This is a genomic window from Pectobacterium parvum, from assembly GCF_020971565.1.
In the GTDB taxonomy this organism is placed as follows: domain Bacteria; phylum Pseudomonadota; class Gammaproteobacteria; order Enterobacterales; family Enterobacteriaceae; genus Pectobacterium; species Pectobacterium polare.
Map to the genome: position 1 here is coordinate 3,000,935 of NZ_CP087392.1, position 17,326 is coordinate 3,018,260.

Here is a 17,326-nt window from a genome sequence, read left to right on the forward strand (position 1 = left end):
GCAAGAGGTAGGTAAAGAGTTAGCTCATTGATATTAAATAAATTAGTGATTTTCTGGGATTGAGTGCAGGCACTGCAGCATGAAGTGGTTCGCGGCTTCAACGAGCTCAAAAATCACGCTACAAACAGTGCCTTCAGGACAATAGATGCGTTGGATCACAGAGGCGTTTTCCGATCGCTTTTCACCATTCGGTTAACCAGCCAAATACCTGAACATACCAGGACAAGTGCAAAGAAATATTTCCACTCCAGAATGCTTTCATTAAGAAACAATGCTGACAACAGCGTACCAGAGACAGGGATAAGGAAATTAAATGGTGCGACCATACCGACCCGATTATATTTCAGCAATTGGCTCCATAATGAAAAAGCGACTGAAGAAAGCAAAATAAGGTAGCCTAGCATCAGCACCGCTTTCCAATCAGGTATGATGAGTGTCCCGCCGGTACAGTATCCTGATATGGTTAAAATAATCCCGCCAATAGCCAGTTGATAACCGGTCATAACGGTTGGATCCATCGTTTGTGATATTCGCTTACCATATATAGTCGATGCAGACAAAATAAATGCGGCAATAACAACGAATCCATCACCCAATAGCGTAAAACCGATGCTCATTCCATTACTGTTGATATTAACGACCATCACACCGACAAAGCCTAATATACAACCAGTTAGCTTGCTGATATTTAATTTATCATTTTGGTATAAATAATGAGCAAGCAGCACGCTGAAAAAAGTGCTGGTTGCATTCATGATCGAACCTTTAACACCCGTGGTATAAGCCAGACCGATATAGAAAAAAACGTACTGTAGTGATGTCTGAAATATTCCCAAGATGCTTAGCTGGACTAACTGCATACGCTGAAAGCGTCCGATAGACCGCCCACTTAGCACGGCAAGCGCTAGCAGCAACAGCCCGGCGAGCGCGAATCTGTAGCCTGCAAAAACGAGTTTTCCAGGAATATCATTATCTGCAATGTGAAACAGCTCATAGCCATTTTTAATTGCCGGATAAGCACTTCCCCAGAGCAAACAGCATAATGTGGCGATAAAAAAAACAACTTTTTTATCAGAAAAAAAATGCGGGCGCTTTTCCAAGAAAAATCCCTCCGAAGATAGACTCGCCATAATAGCGTTGAACCTCCGATAAATAAAGTTAGGAGGCAGACTCTTTATTTTTTATTATCAATCTGTATGATTTCGCATCACGTATTTCTCTTTTCTTTTTAAAGAGTTAAAAACGTGATCGGGATCGCACCGAATTTGATTAAGGTTTCTCAATATATGCCGATTATCTTTTACATTGGTTGTTTAGCTAATGGATTGTCATTAATGTAGACACTAAAATCTAAATGCCAATGCCACCACTAGTGGCATGGTAAATCATAAATTCCTGAGAATGAGCGAATGGATATGAAAATAACGTCAAGGTCTGAGCAGCACGCCGAGGCCGGCATGCTGAGCAATTTACGGCTAGTTCCCTTATTCATCATTATTCTGGGTGGTATCATGCTGTTATTTGCAGCATCTATCGGCACATCCAGCTATTTTCTACAAAGCAGCAATCAGTCATTAGACGACGTCACACAAGAAATCGATACCCGCATGGGGATCTCAAACAGTTCCAATCACCTTCGTACCGCGCGTCTTTTACTAATCCAGGCAGCTGCAGCTGCGCGTATTGGTGATTCTCAGGTCTTCAATGACAACCTGAAGCAAGCTGAACAGCGGCTGGAACAGTCAAAAAAAGCATTCATGGTCTATGAAGAGCGTCCGGTTAAAACACCGCAGGATATGGCGTTGGACGGCGATCTGCGTAAGTCCTATGACGCGTACGTCAACCAAGGTCTTATGCTGATGCTCACCGCGGCAAAACAAGGCTTGTTTGAAGAGGTTATCACTCTCGAATCCGAAGAAACTCGGGTTTTAGATTTGGCCTATAACAAATTTTTGCTAGAGGCTGTCGCTTACCGCACACAAAGAGCGAAAGACTTAAACGAAACCGCGCATAAAAATGCACTGCTTGGATATTCGTTAATGGGCGGCAGCTTTGCGCTGGCCACCATTTTAACGCTTCTGACATTCTTCCTGCTGCGCGGGATCCTCATCAAACCAATAAATCAATTGGTTCTGAGAATTCAGCGCATTGCGCAGGGTGACTTGACTCAAATGTCGGACCGTTATGGCAGGAATGAAATTGGCACGCTAGCCAGCAACGTTCAACAAATGCAGTCTTCTCTGGTCACGACCGTCACTACCGTTCGGGAAAGTGCAGACTCTATTTACCAAGGTTCGACCGAGATCTCATCCGGTAACACTGACCTTTCCTCACGAACCGAACAGCAAGCCGCAGCGCTTGAACAGACCGCGGCAAGCATGGAGCAATTAACCGCAACCGTGAAGCAAAACTCAGAAAATGCGCACCATGCCAGCCAGCTCGCGGCAAATGCTTCAGGAAAAGCCAAGCAAGGCGGTGAGATCGTTGCAAACGTTGTGAACACGATGAACAGTATTTCAGGTAGCTCAAAGAAAATATCTGAGATTACCAGCGTTATTAACAGCATTGCTTTCCAAACGAATATTCTCGCACTCAATGCGGCAGTTGAAGCAGCCAGAGCGGGAGAGCAAGGTCGCGGTTTTGCCGTCGTAGCAAGTGAAGTTCGCAGCCTCGCACAGCGCAGTGCACAAGCCGCAAAAGAGATAGAAACGCTGATTTCTGAATCGGTAAATCTGGTCAGCAGTGGTTCTGTTCTGGTTGATAACGCGGGTCAAACCATGAAAGAGATCGTCGATGCCGTCACTAACGTCACCGACATCATGGGTGAGATTGCTTCTGCTTCTGACGAACAAAGCCGGGGAATTACTCAGGTCGGTCAGGCGATATCTGAAATGGACAGCGTGACGCAGCAGAATGCTTCGCTCGTTCAGGAAGCCAGTGCTGCTGCGGCATCGCTAGAGGAGCAAGCTGCATTACTTACCCGTGCAGTTGCAACATTTAAGTTATCCAGCCATTTATCAAATTCAGCGCCTGCTCGGCCGAACGCTCTCGCCGCCAAGGGCCGTTCATCACTCGCCCTACCCCGCCAAGCTAATACAGAAAACGGTAACTGGGAAACGTTCTAATACTGATACCAAAGCCACTGCGAGCATTGTTCACTCGGACAATGCTCGTATACTGCGGCGTTCCCCTTTACTCTTTTTCTGGCAAGATCTTTGGCTCAACAAACGTACCGTCTCTGCTATCAACCTCATTGAAAAACCAGATACCAGCTGGGTAATCTTTTAATGCAACTAAATACATTATCCCTTCCTGAAACGTTTCTACAGCAAGAATCGTCCCTTCCCGGCGCGTCTTCCCGTCGGTTTTAACCGTAACCAGATCATTAACTTTCATAAATTTATCTCAAAATAGCTTCTAACATCAAAAAAACAGCATTATCATTTACAACTACGGTAGGAATAGTACCTATATGAAATGATTAATTTTATTTGTTTTTAACAACGCTATATTGACCCTCTCTGTCATTACATATCAATTATTCAGGCAAAAAATTGATCGTTTCTATCCTAGTACATCCGACATATTCGCAAAAGAGATTAAAAGTTGAACGAACTATTGAACGTTAATGAACAGAGAGATAACGGTGAGTCAGACTACAATCAAGTCATAACATCAGAATGGATGCAACTGATAGTTACAACCTCACAGAAATCTTTTACTCTACTGCGAGCCCTCGCCGATCAGAAAGCCTCCGACTTTGCTGACGCGTTCTACTCCTACATGCTCAAAGATCAAGAAGCCTCCCTATTTCTTTCCAGTCAGCAAGTCCACGATCGACTCCATGGATCGATGAGCAAATGGATAGCGGACATTTTAACGAATACGGGAGATCGTCTGGCTGACCTGATTAACCACCAAAAGAAAATTGGTCAGATTCATGCACGTATTGGTATTCCCGTCGATCTCGTTGAGCGCGGAGCTCGGCGTCTAAAATGGCACCTTTATGAAGACATCGCACAGGTGGCAGAGGATAAAACGCTATGCTTTGATGCCATGCGTTTTGCCTCTATCTCTATGGATATCGCCATAGAGATAATGAGCAAAACCTATTCACAATCGCACGATCTGGCTGCTAAAAATGAAGAATCCTATCGGCTATTTTCTATTCTGGAAAATGCCAGCATGGAGAGAGAGCGCCAAAATGCATCACTGCTAAATTGGGAAAATGCTTTTATTTTTAGTGTTGCCACTGGTACGCCTCTTTCCAGCATCCAGGACCTGAGTGATTCGGAGTTTGGCCTGTGGTTTAACCATAAGGGGAAATCCAGTTTCAGCAACATTCAGGGAATACGCACTATCGCCTCAATCATGACGGAAACGGATGACTACATTCGCGGCCATAGTACTACCGCACTACTGACACAACAGGATTACGCCCCGCTACTTAAAACGGTCAGAAGCAAAATTTATAAAATAAATATGCTGCTGGGATCGCTATTTGACGAAGTCCAAAAACTGGAAAGCGGCAAGGATACGTTGACTCTTCTGTTAAACCGTCGCTTCCTACCAACCATCCTTAGACATGAAATATCGCTGGCAATGCACTCAAGCACCTCGCTCAGCATCGCCATGATTGATATTGACCATTTTAAAACCGTGAATGACACCTATGGCCATGCCGCTGGTGATAGCATCCTGAAAAGGATTGCAGAAGTGCTATATGAGAGCACGAGGAACAGCGACTATGTTTTCCGCTACGGCGGGGAAGAATTTATGATCGTACTTATTGAAACGCCTAAAGTCGCCGCCTACACCATCATCGAGCGGCTGAGAAAGAAAATCCAGGATCACCCTATTTATCTTCAAAACGGTGAAAGTGTTACAATGACCATCAGTGCAGGCATCGCCGTCTATAGCGGTCATCCCGATTATGAATGCTTGATAAAAGCAGCAGACGATGCGCTCTATCAAGCCAAGGACAACGGCAGAAACAGGATTGAATACGCGCCGGAAGAATAATCATTCTAGCTTGTTGCAAGCCTGCACTTCAGCTCACAGCCGAAAAGAATAGCTCGCTATTCATCATCGCAGGTTTGCATCATTCCCCTAGCCAAACAGATGAATTCCCCTCCATTGAACAAATTCACAGCATGAAAATGATAAACCAACGATTTTACTAACCAATCCGCCAAAAATTTGATACATATTCAATAAATAAGCATGATCGTCGACAATATGTCATGCAGTGAATCTTTTTATAGTTTGATCTTATTTTGCACAAGGGAGGAACGAACATTGCAGCGACAGCAGGTATCATCGTCACGAATTTATTCCATTGGGTACGATCCAAAGACGCACAACCTTGAGATAGAATTTAATAATAAAGATATCTATCAATATGTTAGCGTGCCTGAATCTATCTATAAAAAATTTATTTCTGACGCTGTCGTCTCTAAAGGTCGTTTCTTTGATGGCGTGATAAAAGATAAGTTTTTATGCCGAAAAATCAGATAGATAAAAATTCACCGATAGTGATATCGGTATTTGTCGCCGTTCCTTAACGGCGATGAAAACATCCCTTTATGCCACATCAACTTGCCACTTAATACTCCAGCCGCCTCCCAAAATCACAGCTAATCATATGAATTAAACATATATCCAGATGGTATCTCCTCGATAGCTCCCTTCAGACGGTGTGAGTATCTATATGTTCGTATCGGATATTCTGGAGGCTAATCTGTTATTTGCCCAGACCAGTAAGCATGCTATTGCGACAAGTGAAGATACTTTCAAAATGGCACTAGAGAAGGCAAAGGATAGCGGGCAGATCTCTAGGCACGAACCCAGCGCTAAAATTGAGCCTCAACGCTCGAAGGCAGCACAGGAGTTTATGGACTGGATATCCAAAGAGCAATACGAGGCAACGCCAGCAGAAGAACACATGGCGTTAGATCTCAAAGTACAAGAACGTATAAAAGAAATGGCGGAACAAGGTCAACAGCTCGCGTAATTTCTAATATTGGATATAAAAAATGTCGGTATAACTTAGGGAGTCCCTATTTTAACACCATATATTAGACCATCAGTGATGATGGTACAGCCACCCCCTTAATACCATTCCGTTGTTCTAAATAATTTTTGCATATTACCACTCTGCTTTAGCTAAATAGCTGCGCGGAATAGTAGATCACTTTAAGGGAACTCAGCCCGGATTGTGCGATCTGATCAATCGCCAAATCAAAACAAATCACCAACCGGACTGAGCAATGCCGATCATAGCACCCATTCCTCGCGACGAGCGACGCCTGATGCAGAAAGCTATCCATAAAACGCGCGATAAAAATCATGCCCGCAGACTCACCGCCATACTGATGTTGCACCGAGGAGACCGTGTCAGCGATGTCGCCAAAACGCTCTGTTGCGCCCGTTCATCGGTAATCCCCCCATTTTTAGCGGAGGTGATAAGTAGAATCAGGTTATGCGTTGAATATGCTGCATCGGTGTGTAGCCATTCAACGCCATATTCGGACGTTCGTTATTATAAAACCATTGCCACTGAGTGGCATAATTCTGCAATTCATCCAGTGATGTAAATAGGTATTGCCCCAGCCAGTCATAACGCACCGTCCGGTTATATCGTTCAATATAGGCATTCTGCTGAGGTTTGCCGGGCTGAATAAAACGAAGGGTTATATTCTGATGAACCGCCCACGACATCAGCATCTTCCCCGTATATTCTGGCCCGTTATCACACCGTATTGCCGTCAGTTTTCCTTTCCACTCAATACGTTGTTCTAGCGTTCTGATTACCCGACTGGCGGGCAGGGAAAAATCCACCTCAATTGCCAGTGCTTCACGATTAAAGTCATCAATAACATTCAGCAAACGGACTGAACGACCATCCGATAGCTGATCATGCATGACGTCCATCGACCAGCATTCGTTTCTGTTTTCAGGCACCGCCAGCGGTTCAGGTTTATCCCGTTTCAGTCGTTTTTTCGGCTTGATTCGCATGTTCAGCGACAACTCGCAATAAATCCGGTACACCCTTTTGTGGTTGAACCTGAAGCCTTTGACATTACGCAGGTACAAAAAACACAGACCAAATCCCCAGTTGCGCTGACTGTCAGTGATGCGGAGCAGCCAGTCAGCAATGAGGTCATTTTCTTCATTCAGATGAGGCTGATAGCGATAACAGCTTTCGCTGACAACAAACAACTGGCAGGCAAAACGCACACTGACGTTTCGGTTTCTGACCGCGTCCTGTGCCATCTGCTTTCGACACGATGGCATCACCACTTTTTTGCCATGGCCTCCTGAATGATTTCGGCTTTGAGCCGTTCTTCAGCATACATTTTTTTGAGGCGACGGTTTTCGTCTTCCAGTTCTTTCAGACGGGTCATCATGGAGGCGTCCATACCGCCAAAGCGAGAACGCCACTTATAGAAACTGGCATTGCTCATACCATGCTCGCGGCACAGTTCGGCCACAGGTGTTCCGGCCTCGGCTTGCTTCAGGATGGACATGATCTGGCTGTCAGTAAAACGTGATTTTTTCATAGAGATCTCCCCAGTTCAGATTACGAGAAAATTCTACTTATAAACACACCGCTTTTTCGGGGGGGATTACCCATCCGTCGGACGCTGGATTAACTGGTTTACGTTGTCGGGTGTTGAAGGCCTGACATCCTTACCCGCAGGGCGCTCCCGTCGCTGGCCTTTTGAGCACATCTGTACCTTATTACGGGAACTGATAAAGCACTCTCCCGCTGATTTTGGCTATCAGCGTTCACGCTGGAGCACCGAACTTCTGGCAATAAAAATCAATGAGATAACCGGGTGCCGGTTACACGCCGGAACCGTCCGTCGCTGGCTTCCGTCAGCGGGGCTTGTGTGGCGCAGAGCCGCGCCTACATTGTGCATCCGTGACCCGCATAAAGATGAAAAAATGGCGGTAATCCGTAAGGCTCTGGATGAATGTAGCATTGAACATCCGGTGTTTTACGAAGATAAGGTGGATATCCACCTTAATCCAAAAATCGGTGCAGACTGGCAGTTGCGTGGTCACCAAAAGCGTGTAGTTACGCCGGGGCAGAATGAAAAATACTACCTGGCCGGAGCGTTGCACAGTGGTACGGGTAAAGTCAGTTACGTTGGCGGCAACAGCAAGAGTTCGGTACTGTTCATCGGCCTGCTGAAGCACCTGAAATCCACTTATCGACGGGCAAAAACCGTCACGCTTATAGTGGATAACTACATCATCCACAAGAGCCGTGAAACACAGCGCTGGCTGAAAGGTAACCCGAAGTTCAGTGTAATTTATCAGCCGGTCTACTCGCCGTGGGTGAACCACGTTGAGCGTCTATGGCAGGCGCTTCACGACACGATAACCCGCAACCATCAGTGCCGTTCGATGTGGCAGTTACTGAGAAAGGTTCACCATTTTATGAAAACTGTCAGTCCATTCCCGGGAGGTAAACATGGGTTGGCAAAAGTGGAGCGGTATTAGGCGCAGCTATTTAGACCATAGTAATTGACGAGAAACGGTGAGGTTGCTTTCATAAATTGTTTTACCTGTTCCAGCAACTCCCTCATATACCAACACCGATGAAAGTGGGCAATGCCCATCCTCAAGCACAGCATAAAAAAGCGGCATTACAGCACGTTGCATGTATGTTGGCTGCACTCGCTTACCTGAGTAAGCTCATCGGAATTCCTTCCCCTACCACACGACAAGTCGGTTTAACCAATTTGAACGCTGCTTGCGGCTGCCCCTCAGGGCGAGGCTCAGAGATGAGCCAAGTATTACCAACCCCCAAGCAGCTTGAAGTATGGCGAGTATTCTGTTAAGCCGATTCCATTTTACTTATCTGCTATTGCTCGCCTCTTGATTCCCCCGCATTATGACGTTTTGATGACTTGAATTCACACGGCGAAACCATGATTAATGTGGCTTTGGTTGACGATCACATCGTTGTACGGTCTGGCTTTGCACAGCTTCTGACATTAGAAAATGACATTCAGGTTGTTGGACAATATGCTTCGGCGGCGCAGGCGTGGCCCCATCTACTCAAACAGCCGATTGACGTTGCTGTGATTGATATTGCCATGCCGGATGAAAGCGGCCTGTCGCTATTAACCCGCCTGCGTCAGCAGCGCCCCAATTTTCGCGCCATTATTCTAAGCATCTATGACACCACCGCATTTGTACAAAGCGCGCTGGATGCAGGTGCAGGCGGCTATCTCACGAAGCGCTGTGGCCCGGAAGAGTTAGTGCAGGCGGTTCGCGTGGTCAGCAGCGGTGGCCTTTACCTGTGTGCCGATGCACTGCACGCCATTCGCCATCAGCAGCAGCCACCGAAAGAGCTGCTGGCGCTAACCCCACGAGAGCGGGAAATATTCAGCCTGCTGATTAACGGGATTAGTGTGAAAAGCATCGCTGAACAGCTCGAGCTCAGCCATAAGACCGTTCACGTTCACCGCGCCAATATTCTCAGTAAATTACAGTGTGAATCCACGGTAGAGCTGGTGCACTTTGCACTGCAACACCAACTGCTGGCTGGGAAATAAATCATGCGCCGCCTGCACGTCATCGGCATGACGCTGTTTCTGACCTTTTTTTATAGCTTGATTTGGCTGGCGCTGTGGACCATCAGTTTCTATTTGAGCAACAACGGCCAACAGGCGGCGCTGCTGTTACCGCAAGGGCTGCGGCTGGCGTTGATGATTTTGCTGCCGCGCAAATACTGGCCAACCTTGCTGCTTGCGGAAATCGCCATCCAGAGCTGGCTTATCAGCGAGCAGCTTATCACGCGTTCGCTGCTGCTACTTTCCCCGTTCCTCAGCCTGATTCCGGCCATCATCACGCATAAAATCTGGCATCGCTATACGCTTTATTGGCAACGACTTCTGCTGTTGCTGGCGGCGCTGACGCTCAATACCGTTCTGCACGGTATCGCTATCGGCCCTTGGTTACACTCGCAGCTGACACAAACGCTGCTGGCGACGTTTACCGGCGGCGTCCTGCTGATTCCGTTCATCTATCTGCTGTACGAATACATCAAACAGCAGCACTTGCAGACGCTGCTGGCACAGGAAATCCCCGATCCGCCGCTGCGCACCTCGCTGCTGATTTGGTGTTCGCTGTTTTTTTCTATCGGCGTTTGCCTGCAAATGACGTTCACACCCGAGATGGAACGCCTGCTGCTGATCTTCGTTTTTCTGCCTAACGTGGTCATGGCGTATAAATTCGGCTGGCAAGGCGGCGTGCTCTCCGCCGTACTCGGCAGCCTGATGATTACCGTCACGCGTCAGGTGAGCGGTGCCTTCGACGATCTGCGCGAACTGGAACTCTTTCTCTCTACGCAGGCACTGCTCGGCATTGGGCTGGGTATCGCGATAAGCCGTCAGCAACAGCTGGCACAGCGGCTCCAGCGCTATCGTCATCAGTTGGAGCAGGAGTTGAAAACCCGGCGGCAGCTCATGGAGCGCATCATCCATACCGAAGAGGCCGTGCGCAAAGACATCGCGCGCGAACTGCACGATGACATCGGCCAAAACATCACTGCCATTCAGATTCAGGCCATGCTGGTGAAACACAGCGCGCCAGCCGATGCAGCTCAGCATGCCGCCGGACAAATCAGCGAGCTGTCGCGGCGTATCCACCACACCACGCGCCAACTTCTGCGCCAGCTGCGCCCACCAGTGCTGGATGAAATGGTGTTGGATAAAGCGCTGCATCATCTGGCGGACGAATTTGCCTTCTCGGCTCGCGGCATCCAGTTTCAGCTGGATTATCAGCTCCCCACGCCTCCGCATGATGACGTGGTGGTTTTCACCCTTTATCGGTTGGTGCAGGAGCTGCTGAACAACATCAACAAACACGCCAGCGCCACGCAGATTACGGTTCGGCTTTCCCAACAGGATGACCTGATTACGCTCGATGTTATTGATAACGGCGTGGGCATCGCACAAAAAGACAGCTCGCATCCGACAGGCGGCGGTTTCGGTCTGCGGGGTATCGAGGAGCGCGTACAGGCGTTAGGCGGTAACTGGCTGGTAAAAGCAGCCACCATTGGCGACTCCGCCACGCCGCGCGGTACGCACATAATTGTTAACCTGCCCACAAAATTTAAACAAAAAGACGATTAGCTAGGAATTATTCCTAGTCATCTAAAACCTTGTCTCATCCTTTTTAATTCACATCCTCCTACTCTTCTCTCAACGCGACGGAGAATCCCATGCAGGCACCCATGTTTCCAGCGGGACAGCTTTCACCCACACAAATCAGCCAGCGTTATCGCTACTGGCGACCACGGTTGCTGATTTCCATGGTCATCGGGTATGCCACGTTTTACCTGACGCGTAAAAGCATCAACTTCGTCATGCCGGTGATGCAGTTGGAATTAGGGTTAAGCAAAGGCGATATCGGTCTGCTGGGGACGCTGTTTTATCTCTGTTATGGCGCGTCCAAGTTTATTTCCGGCATCGTGTGCGATCGCAGTCAGGTGCGCTGGTTTATGGGTGTCGGACTAATGATTACCGGCGTGCTGAACATTCTGTTCATGTACTGCCAGTCGCTCACGGGGTTATTGATTGTCTGGGCGCTGAACGGGTTCTTTCAGGGCTGGGGGTGGCCGCCTTGCGCCAGACTGCTGAGCAGTTGGTATTCGCGCAATGAGCGCGGCCTCTGGTGGGGATGCTGGAATACGTCGATCAATATCGGCGGTGCGGCGGTTCCCCTGCTGGCGGGCTACCTGGCCTCCGAATGGGGATGGCAGGCGGCGCTGCTGGTGCCGGGCATCATCGGCATTGTGATTGGTCTGTGGCTGTGCTGGCAGTTGTGCGACAAACCGCAGCAACAGGGATTACCCAGCGTCGGCCAGTGGCGGCGTGATGCGCTGGAGCTTCGTCAGGAGCAACAAAGCCCGCCGATGCCGATGCGCCAGATTCTGCGCGATGCGATTTTGCGTAACCGTACCATCTGGCTGCTCGGGTTTTCCTACATTCTGGTGTACCTGATTCGTATCGCACTGAATGACTGGGGGAACATCTGGCTGTCGGAGAGCCACGGTTTCAACTTGCTCAGCGCGAACGCCACGCTGTCGCTGTTTGAACTGGGCGGATTAATGGGGGCACTGTTTGCCGGTTGGGGTTCGGACCTGCTGTTTCGTGGTCAACGCGCACCGATGATTTTGCTGTTTGCACTAGGGTTGTTTTTAACCATGACCGCGCTGTGGCTGGCACCGATCCACCACTATTCACTGCTCGCGGCCTGTTTCTTCAGTATCGGTTTTTTTGTTTTTGGACCACAGATGTTGATTGGTCTGGCTGCGACGGAATACAGCCATAAGGATGCCGCAGGCACGGTGACAGGTTTTCTGGCGTTGTTTGCCTATCTGGGGGCAGCGCTGGCGGGCTGGCCGCTAGCACAGGTGCTGCAACACTACGGATGGTCGGGATTTTTTACTCTGCTGGCGTTGGCTTCAGCCTGTATCGGATTGTTACTGATGCCGCTGCTGATGGCAGGTGTCAGCCGCCGGGAACGTTTGATGACATCAAAATAGCAATAACAACAGATAGACACCTATAAGGAAAACATCATGAAACTGAGTACCTTAACTACCCTCATCGCCGCTGGACTGACCGTTGCTGCTGTTACCACCACCACTGCTCGGGCGGAAGGACGCCTGGTCATTTACTGTAGCGCCACTAACGCCTTCTGCGAGGAAGAAGCCAAGGCCTTCGGTGAGAAACACAACGTTAAAACCTCCTTTATCCGCAACGGCTCTGGCAGCACGCTGGCGAAAGTCGATGCAGAGAAGAAAAATCCACAGGCTGACGTCTGGTACGGCGGCACGCTGGATCCGCAATCTCAAGCGGGCGAAATGGATCTGTTGGAACCTTATCAGTCTAAAAACCTTGAGCAGATCATGCCGCAGTTCCGCGATCCCGCCAAACGTAAAGGCAACTACTCGTCTGCCGTTTACGTCGGTATCCTCGGCTTCGGCGTCAACACCGACCGCCTGAAAGAGAAAAACCTGCCCGTTCCACAGTGCTGGAAAGATCTGACCAATCCGATCTACAAAGGCGAGATCCAGATTGCCGATCCACAAAGTTCTGGTACGGCCTATACCGCACTGGCGACCTTCTCCCAGCTGTGGGGTCAGGATCAGGCCTTTGATTACCTGAAAAAACTGAATACCAACGTGTCACAGTACACCAAATCCGGTATTGCCCCAGCACGTAACGCCGCACGTGGTGAAACCGCTATCGGTATCGGCTTCCTGCATGACTACTCGCTGGAAAAAGAGAAAGGCGCACCGCTGACGCTGATCTCCCCGTGTGAAGGTACCGGTTATGAAATTGGCGGCGTCAGCATCCTGAAAGGCGCGCGCAATATGGATAACGCCAAGCTGTTCGTTGACTGGGCGCTGTCAAAAGAAGCACAGGAACTCTCCTGGAAGAAAGGCCAGTCCTACCAGATTCTGACCAACACCACCGCAGAAGCCTCTCCGCTGTCGCTGAAGTTGCAGGATCTGAAACTGATCAACTACGACATGGACAAATACGGCGCAGCAGACGTGCGTAAAGAGCTGATTTCCAAGTGGGTTAACGAAGTCAAAATGGGCCAATAATCTCGATTCATTGCCCTTAATTTATTGACCTTTATTGATTAAAAAATAACGGGAACACGGCGGCAAAGCTTGCTCGCATTTCGCTGAACGCCGCGTTCTCAGCATCGCTAATTAACCATTACTCAATATTATTCAACACCTAATACCTGTGACGATTCAATCTCATAAAACAACTCAATATCCCTAAATAATTCGAGTTGAGTGACAAAACGTTAGCGTTTTGAACAACGCTATGCGTTGGCCCGTTAGGGCAAGGCTCATTTATAGCCTTGTAAGGCGGCAACCGAGCGAATCCCCAGGAGCTTACTCAGGTAAGTGACTGGGGTGAGTAAGGGCAGCCAACGCACAGGCAGCTTGAAGTATGACGGGTATAAAACTTGCACGCACCAGGGAACCATATGTCACACACACTAACTCTTTCACCGACGCCTAAGCGGGATCCCGTTTTCCTGTGGCTGGCGCTGATTGCAGCAACATTTTTGCTGCTGCCAGCGTGGAGCCTGGATTACGGCCTGCTGGATGCCTCACTCGATGAACTACTGGCGGCTTACAGCTGGTCGAGCCTCAATATCAGCCTGCTGTGGTTCCTGCTCCCAGTAGGATTGCTGGCACGTCCACTGCTTACGCCCGGTCGGGAACAGCGTGGCCGCCACCGTTTTGATGCGGCTTACGCGTTGTTCTGTGCTCTTTTCGTGGTCATCAGTGCCACGGTTGAAGGACGCGGAATGGGCTATGGCACTATTGCGCTGTTTGTCGCGCTGAGTGCGATTATTACGCTGGCGCTCTCTAGGCTGGACTGGCTGGGTGGCGATCGCTTCGTCATCGGCTCGCTCATCAGCATCATCGCGCTGATTGGCGTCTTTATCCTTTACCCCAGCATCGCTATCTTCATCCCGATGTTCACCAACGACAGCGGTGAATTCGCGCCGCTGTCGTTTATGCAGGTTTTGGGTCAGGCGCACATCTTACGGGTGATCTGGAACTCATTCCTGCTGTCGGTTGCCGTCGGTATCGGCTGTACTTTCTTCGGTATGGTGCTAGCGATTTATACCTCGCGCATCGCCCGCCGCTCCGCCATTATTGGCCGTATTTTCTCCATTCTGCCTATCGTTACGCCACCATTTGTCGTCGGGTTAGGCGTGACGCTGATGATGGGCCGCTCCGGTTACATGACGGAGCTGATGGTGGATTGGTTCGGACTGACGAACACCAACTGGCTGTACGGTTTTACCGGCATCTGGCTGGCGCAGGTTCTCGCCTTCACGCCAATGTCATTTATGATTCTGGAAGGCGCGATGAAGACCATTCATCCATCGCTGGAAGAAGCGTCATACACCCTGCGTGCTAACCGTTATCAAACCTTTCAGCGGGTTTTCCTGCCCTTGCTGAAACCGGCGCTCGCCAACTCGTTCCTGATCGTGATCGTCCAGTCGCTGGCCGACTTCAGTAACCCACTGGTACTGGGCGGCAACTTCGACGTACTCGCCACCCAGATTTACTTCTATATCACCGGCGCACAGCTGGATTACCAGTCAGCCAGTACGCTCGGCGTTGTTCTGCTGGTGTTCTCACTGGCCGTGTTCTGCGTGCAATATCTGTGGATCGGTAAACGCTCCTACGTGACGATTTCTGGTAAATCCTCTCGGGGTGATGTACAGCCGCTACCCGTTTCGCTGGTGTGGATCGTCAGCATCCTGCTCTATGTCTGGATTGCCTTTAACGTCCTGCTGTACGGCAGCATTTTCTACGGCAGCTTTACCGTTAACTGGGGCGTGGATTACACCCTGACGCTGGATAACTTCAGCAAGCTGTTCGGGCAAGGCTTTAGCGACGGCGCCTGGCCTTCCCTGCTGGATACGCTGTTGTTCGCAGGCATCGCAGCACCGATTACGGCACTGTTCGGGCTACTTATCGCCTACATCGTGGTGCGCCAGCAGTTCTACGGCAAGAAGGCTATCGAGTTCACCACCATGCTGTGCTTTGCGGTGCCGGGCACGGTTGCCGGTGTGTCTTACATCCTGGCCTTTAACAGCGCGCCGGTTTACTTAACGGGAACTGCGGTGATCGTCATCATGTCGATGGTGATGCGTAACGTGCCGGTTGGTATCCGTGCGGGTATCGCCGGACTGGGACAGTTGGATAAATCGCTCGATGAGGCGTCGCTCAGCCTACGTGCGGGTTCGATGCGCACGGTGTTCTATATTCTGCTCCCGCTGCTGCGTCCGGCCATTTTGTCTGCGCTGATATACAGCTTCGTACGTGCGATTACCACCGTCAGCGCCATTATCTTTCTGGTTACACCGGATACTCGCGTCGCCACGTCTTACATTCTTAACCGCGTGGAAGACGGTGAATACGGTATGGCAATTGCCTACGGTTCCATCCTGATTGTGGTCATGCTGGCCATTATTTTCCTGTTCGATTATCTGGTCGGTGAAGCGCGGATTTCCCGCACGAAAGCCAAGAATAATGCCTAAGCGGAGTGATTACCTTGAATACTGAAAAAAGCTTTGTCGAACTGAAGCACATCACTAAACGTTTCGGCAACAACACCGTCATTGATGATTTGAATCTGGCGATCCCACAGGGAAAAATGGTCACGCTGCTGGGGCCGTCTGGCTGCGGTAAAACCACGGTACTGCGGGCCGTTGCCGGTCTGGAAAAGCCGACAGAAGGCCAGATTTTCATCGATGGCGAAGACGTCACCGAGCGCTCCATTCAGCAGCGTGATATCTGCATGGTGTTCCAGTCTTACGCCCTCTTCCCGCACATGTCTCTGGGGGAAAACATCGGCTACGGGCTGAAAATGCTCGGTCGCCCGAAGGCAGAAATCAATAAGCGGGTAAAAGAAGCGCTGGCGCTGGTCGATCTGGAAGGGTTTGAAGATCGTTACGTCGACCAAATTTCTGGTGGACAGCAGCAGCGTGTCGCTCTGGCGCGTGCGCTGATCCTCAAACCTAAAGTGCTGCTGTTCGATGAGCCGCTGAGTAACCTTGATGCCAACCTGCGCCGCAGCATGCGTGAGAAAATCCGTGAGCTTCAGCAGCAGTTCAACATCACCTCGCTGTATGTTACGCACGATCAGAGCGAAGCCTTTGCGGTGTCCGACATGGTTCTGGTGATGAACAAAGGCAAAATCATGCAGTTGGGCGCACCGCAGGAGCTCTACCGCCAGCCAGCTTCCCGCTTCATGGCCAGCTTTATGGGGGATGCCAATATCTTCCCTGCCACCTTTACGGCAGACAGTGTGAATATCTACGGCTATCTCATTCCGCGTCCGCAGGGCTTTGCCGCCGGATTAAGCGAATCCGTCGTCGGTATTCGTCCGGAAGCCATTACGCTCAGCCATCAGGGTGACGAAAGCCAGCGCTGCACCATCACACAGGTCGCCTACATGGGGCCACAGTACGAAGTGCAGGTGGACTGGCACGGTCAGTCTATGCTGTTGCAGGTTAACGCAACCCAGCTTCAGCCGAATCCGGGCGACAGCTACTATCTGCAAATCCACCCTTACGGCATGTTTGTGTTGTCCGAGCAGTAAACATCGGGTAACCATCCCCTCAAACCGGGAGCACTTGCTCCCGGTTTTACTTTTTACAACCATCTAAAAACGCCTATAAACGTCCGCTTCTCTTCGTCTACCTTGATTGCGCCGGAATACATACGCCTGTTACGGATTCCCCGCGC

General features: G+C 49.8%; 13 protein-coding genes and 2 pseudogenes. 12 read left to right on the forward strand and 3 right to left on the reverse strand.

Translation table 11 applies throughout. The features are described 5' to 3' along the window. Positions 1–155: 155 nt before the first annotated feature. Entirely contained in the window at positions 156–1,130 is a 975-nt protein-coding gene (locus LOZ86_RS13500) for a DMT family transporter (protein WP_370828657.1), read from the reverse strand. A gap of 279 nt (positions 1,131–1,409) precedes the next feature. Between LOZ86_RS13500 and LOZ86_RS13505 the strand changes: the two genes are divergently transcribed. Further along, positions 1,410–3,125 (forward strand): methyl-accepting chemotaxis protein, encoded by a 1,716-nt coding sequence (locus LOZ86_RS13505; protein WP_039485776.1) that lies wholly within the window; start codon positions 1,410–1,412, stop codon positions 3,123–3,125. A gap of 67 nt (positions 3,126–3,192) precedes the next feature. Here the strand turns inward: LOZ86_RS13505 and dsrB are convergent, their stop codons facing one another. Beyond that, positions 3,193–3,396, reverse strand: a complete 204-nt coding sequence (gene dsrB / locus LOZ86_RS13510) for a protein DsrB (RefSeq protein WP_039485779.1) — start codon at positions 3,394–3,396, stop codon at positions 3,193–3,195. Between the two features lie 210 nt (positions 3,397–3,606). On the opposite strand from dsrB, the gene LOZ86_RS13515 reads away from it, so the two are divergent. From LOZ86_RS13515 to LOZ86_RS13530, 4 genes and pseudogenes are all read left to right on the forward strand, one after another. Next, the gene (locus LOZ86_RS13515) at positions 3,607–5,022 is read left to right on the forward strand and encodes a diguanylate cyclase (protein WP_039485782.1); all 1,416 of its coding nucleotides are present in this window, start codon (positions 3,607–3,609) and stop codon (positions 5,020–5,022) included. A 276-nt stretch (positions 5,023–5,298) separates the two neighbouring features. After that, positions 5,299–5,517 (forward strand): KTSC domain-containing protein, encoded by a 219-nt coding sequence (locus LOZ86_RS13520; RefSeq protein ID WP_072012404.1) that lies wholly within the window; start codon positions 5,299–5,301, stop codon positions 5,515–5,517. A gap of 193 nt (positions 5,518–5,710) precedes the next feature. Beyond that, on the forward strand, positions 5,711–6,013 hold the full coding sequence (locus LOZ86_RS13525) for a hypothetical protein (protein WP_039485784.1): 303 nt from the start codon (positions 5,711–5,713) through the stop codon (positions 6,011–6,013). Between the two features lie 256 nt (positions 6,014–6,269). Further along, positions 6,270–6,440, forward strand: a pseudogene (locus LOZ86_RS13530) (IS630 family transposase); the annotation flags it as partial. A 34-nt stretch (positions 6,441–6,474) separates the two neighbouring features. On the opposite strand, the gene LOZ86_RS13535 reads toward LOZ86_RS13530, so the two are convergent. Beyond that, positions 6,475–7,562 (reverse strand): IS3 family transposase gene (locus tag LOZ86_RS13535; protein WP_181892755.1). Its coding sequence is split into 2 segments (ribosomal slippage): positions 6,475–7,310 and positions 7,310–7,562, totalling 1,089 coding nucleotides; the frame shifts between segments, so codons are not numbered across the junction. A gap of 73 nt (positions 7,563–7,635) precedes the next feature. Here LOZ86_RS13535 and LOZ86_RS13540 point away from each other — a divergent pair. From LOZ86_RS13540 to fbpC, 7 genes and pseudogenes are all read left to right on the forward strand, one after another. Next, positions 7,636–8,511 (forward strand): annotated as a pseudogene (locus LOZ86_RS13540) (IS630 family transposase); the annotation flags it as partial. A 431-nt stretch (positions 8,512–8,942) separates the two neighbouring features. Beyond that, positions 8,943–9,572, forward strand: coding sequence for a response regulator transcription factor (locus LOZ86_RS13545; RefSeq protein WP_010285873.1), 630 nt, complete (start codon positions 8,943–8,945; stop codon positions 9,570–9,572). A 3-nt stretch (positions 9,573–9,575) separates the two neighbouring features. Continuing rightward, positions 9,576–11,153 carry an MASE1 domain-containing sensor histidine kinase gene (locus LOZ86_RS13550; RefSeq protein WP_039487754.1) on the forward strand — a complete coding sequence of 526 codons (1,578 nt, stop codon included), beginning with the start codon at positions 9,576–9,578 and terminating at the stop codon, positions 11,151–11,153. 89 nt (positions 11,154–11,242) lie between these two features. Then, complete coding sequence (gene uhpC, locus LOZ86_RS13555; RefSeq protein ID WP_039487753.1) at positions 11,243–12,568, forward strand: MFS transporter family glucose-6-phosphate receptor UhpC; 1,326 nt, start codon at positions 11,243–11,245, stop codon at positions 12,566–12,568. Between the two features lie 36 nt (positions 12,569–12,604). Then, on the forward strand, positions 12,605–13,639 hold the full coding sequence (locus tag LOZ86_RS13560; RefSeq protein WP_014914786.1) for an ABC transporter substrate-binding protein: 1,035 nt from the start codon (positions 12,605–12,607) through the stop codon (positions 13,637–13,639). Positions 13,640–14,037: 398 nt separating this feature from the next. Then, on the forward strand, positions 14,038–16,116 hold the full coding sequence (locus LOZ86_RS13565; protein ID WP_230242141.1) for an ABC transporter permease: 2,079 nt from the start codon (positions 14,038–14,040) through the stop codon (positions 16,114–16,116). A 5-nt stretch (positions 16,117–16,121) separates the two neighbouring features. Further along, positions 16,122–17,180, forward strand: a complete 1,059-nt coding sequence (fbpC, locus tag LOZ86_RS13570) for a ferric ABC transporter ATP-binding protein (protein WP_039487749.1) — start codon at positions 16,122–16,124, stop codon at positions 17,178–17,180. Positions 17,181–17,326: the final 146 nt, after the last annotated feature.

Coding starts and splice junctions, on each gene's coding strand:
- LOZ86_RS13545 (WP_010285873.1), top strand. CDS start 8,943: ATGATTAATGTGGCTTTGGTTGACGATCACATCGTTGTACGGTCTGGC.
- LOZ86_RS13565 (WP_230242141.1), top strand. CDS start 14,038: ATGTCACACACACTAACTCTTTCACCGACGCCTAAGCGGGATCCCGTT.
- LOZ86_RS13525 (WP_039485784.1), top strand. CDS start 5,711: ATGTTCGTATCGGATATTCTGGAGGCTAATCTGTTATTTGCCCAGACC.
- dsrB (WP_039485779.1), bottom strand. CDS start 3,396: ATGAAAGTTAATGATCTGGTTACGGTTAAAACCGACGGGAAGACGCGC.
- LOZ86_RS13560 (WP_014914786.1), top strand. CDS start 12,605: ATGAAACTGAGTACCTTAACTACCCTCATCGCCGCTGGACTGACCGTT.
- LOZ86_RS13550 (WP_039487754.1), top strand. CDS start 9,576: ATGCGCCGCCTGCACGTCATCGGCATGACGCTGTTTCTGACCTTTTTT.
- LOZ86_RS13505 (WP_039485776.1), top strand. CDS start 1,410: ATGGATATGAAAATAACGTCAAGGTCTGAGCAGCACGCCGAGGCCGGC.
- uhpC (WP_039487753.1), top strand. CDS start 11,243: ATGCAGGCACCCATGTTTCCAGCGGGACAGCTTTCACCCACACAAATC.
- LOZ86_RS13500 (WP_370828657.1), bottom strand. CDS start 1,130: ATGGCGAGTCTATCTTCGGAGGGATTTTTCTTGGAAAAGCGCCCGCAT.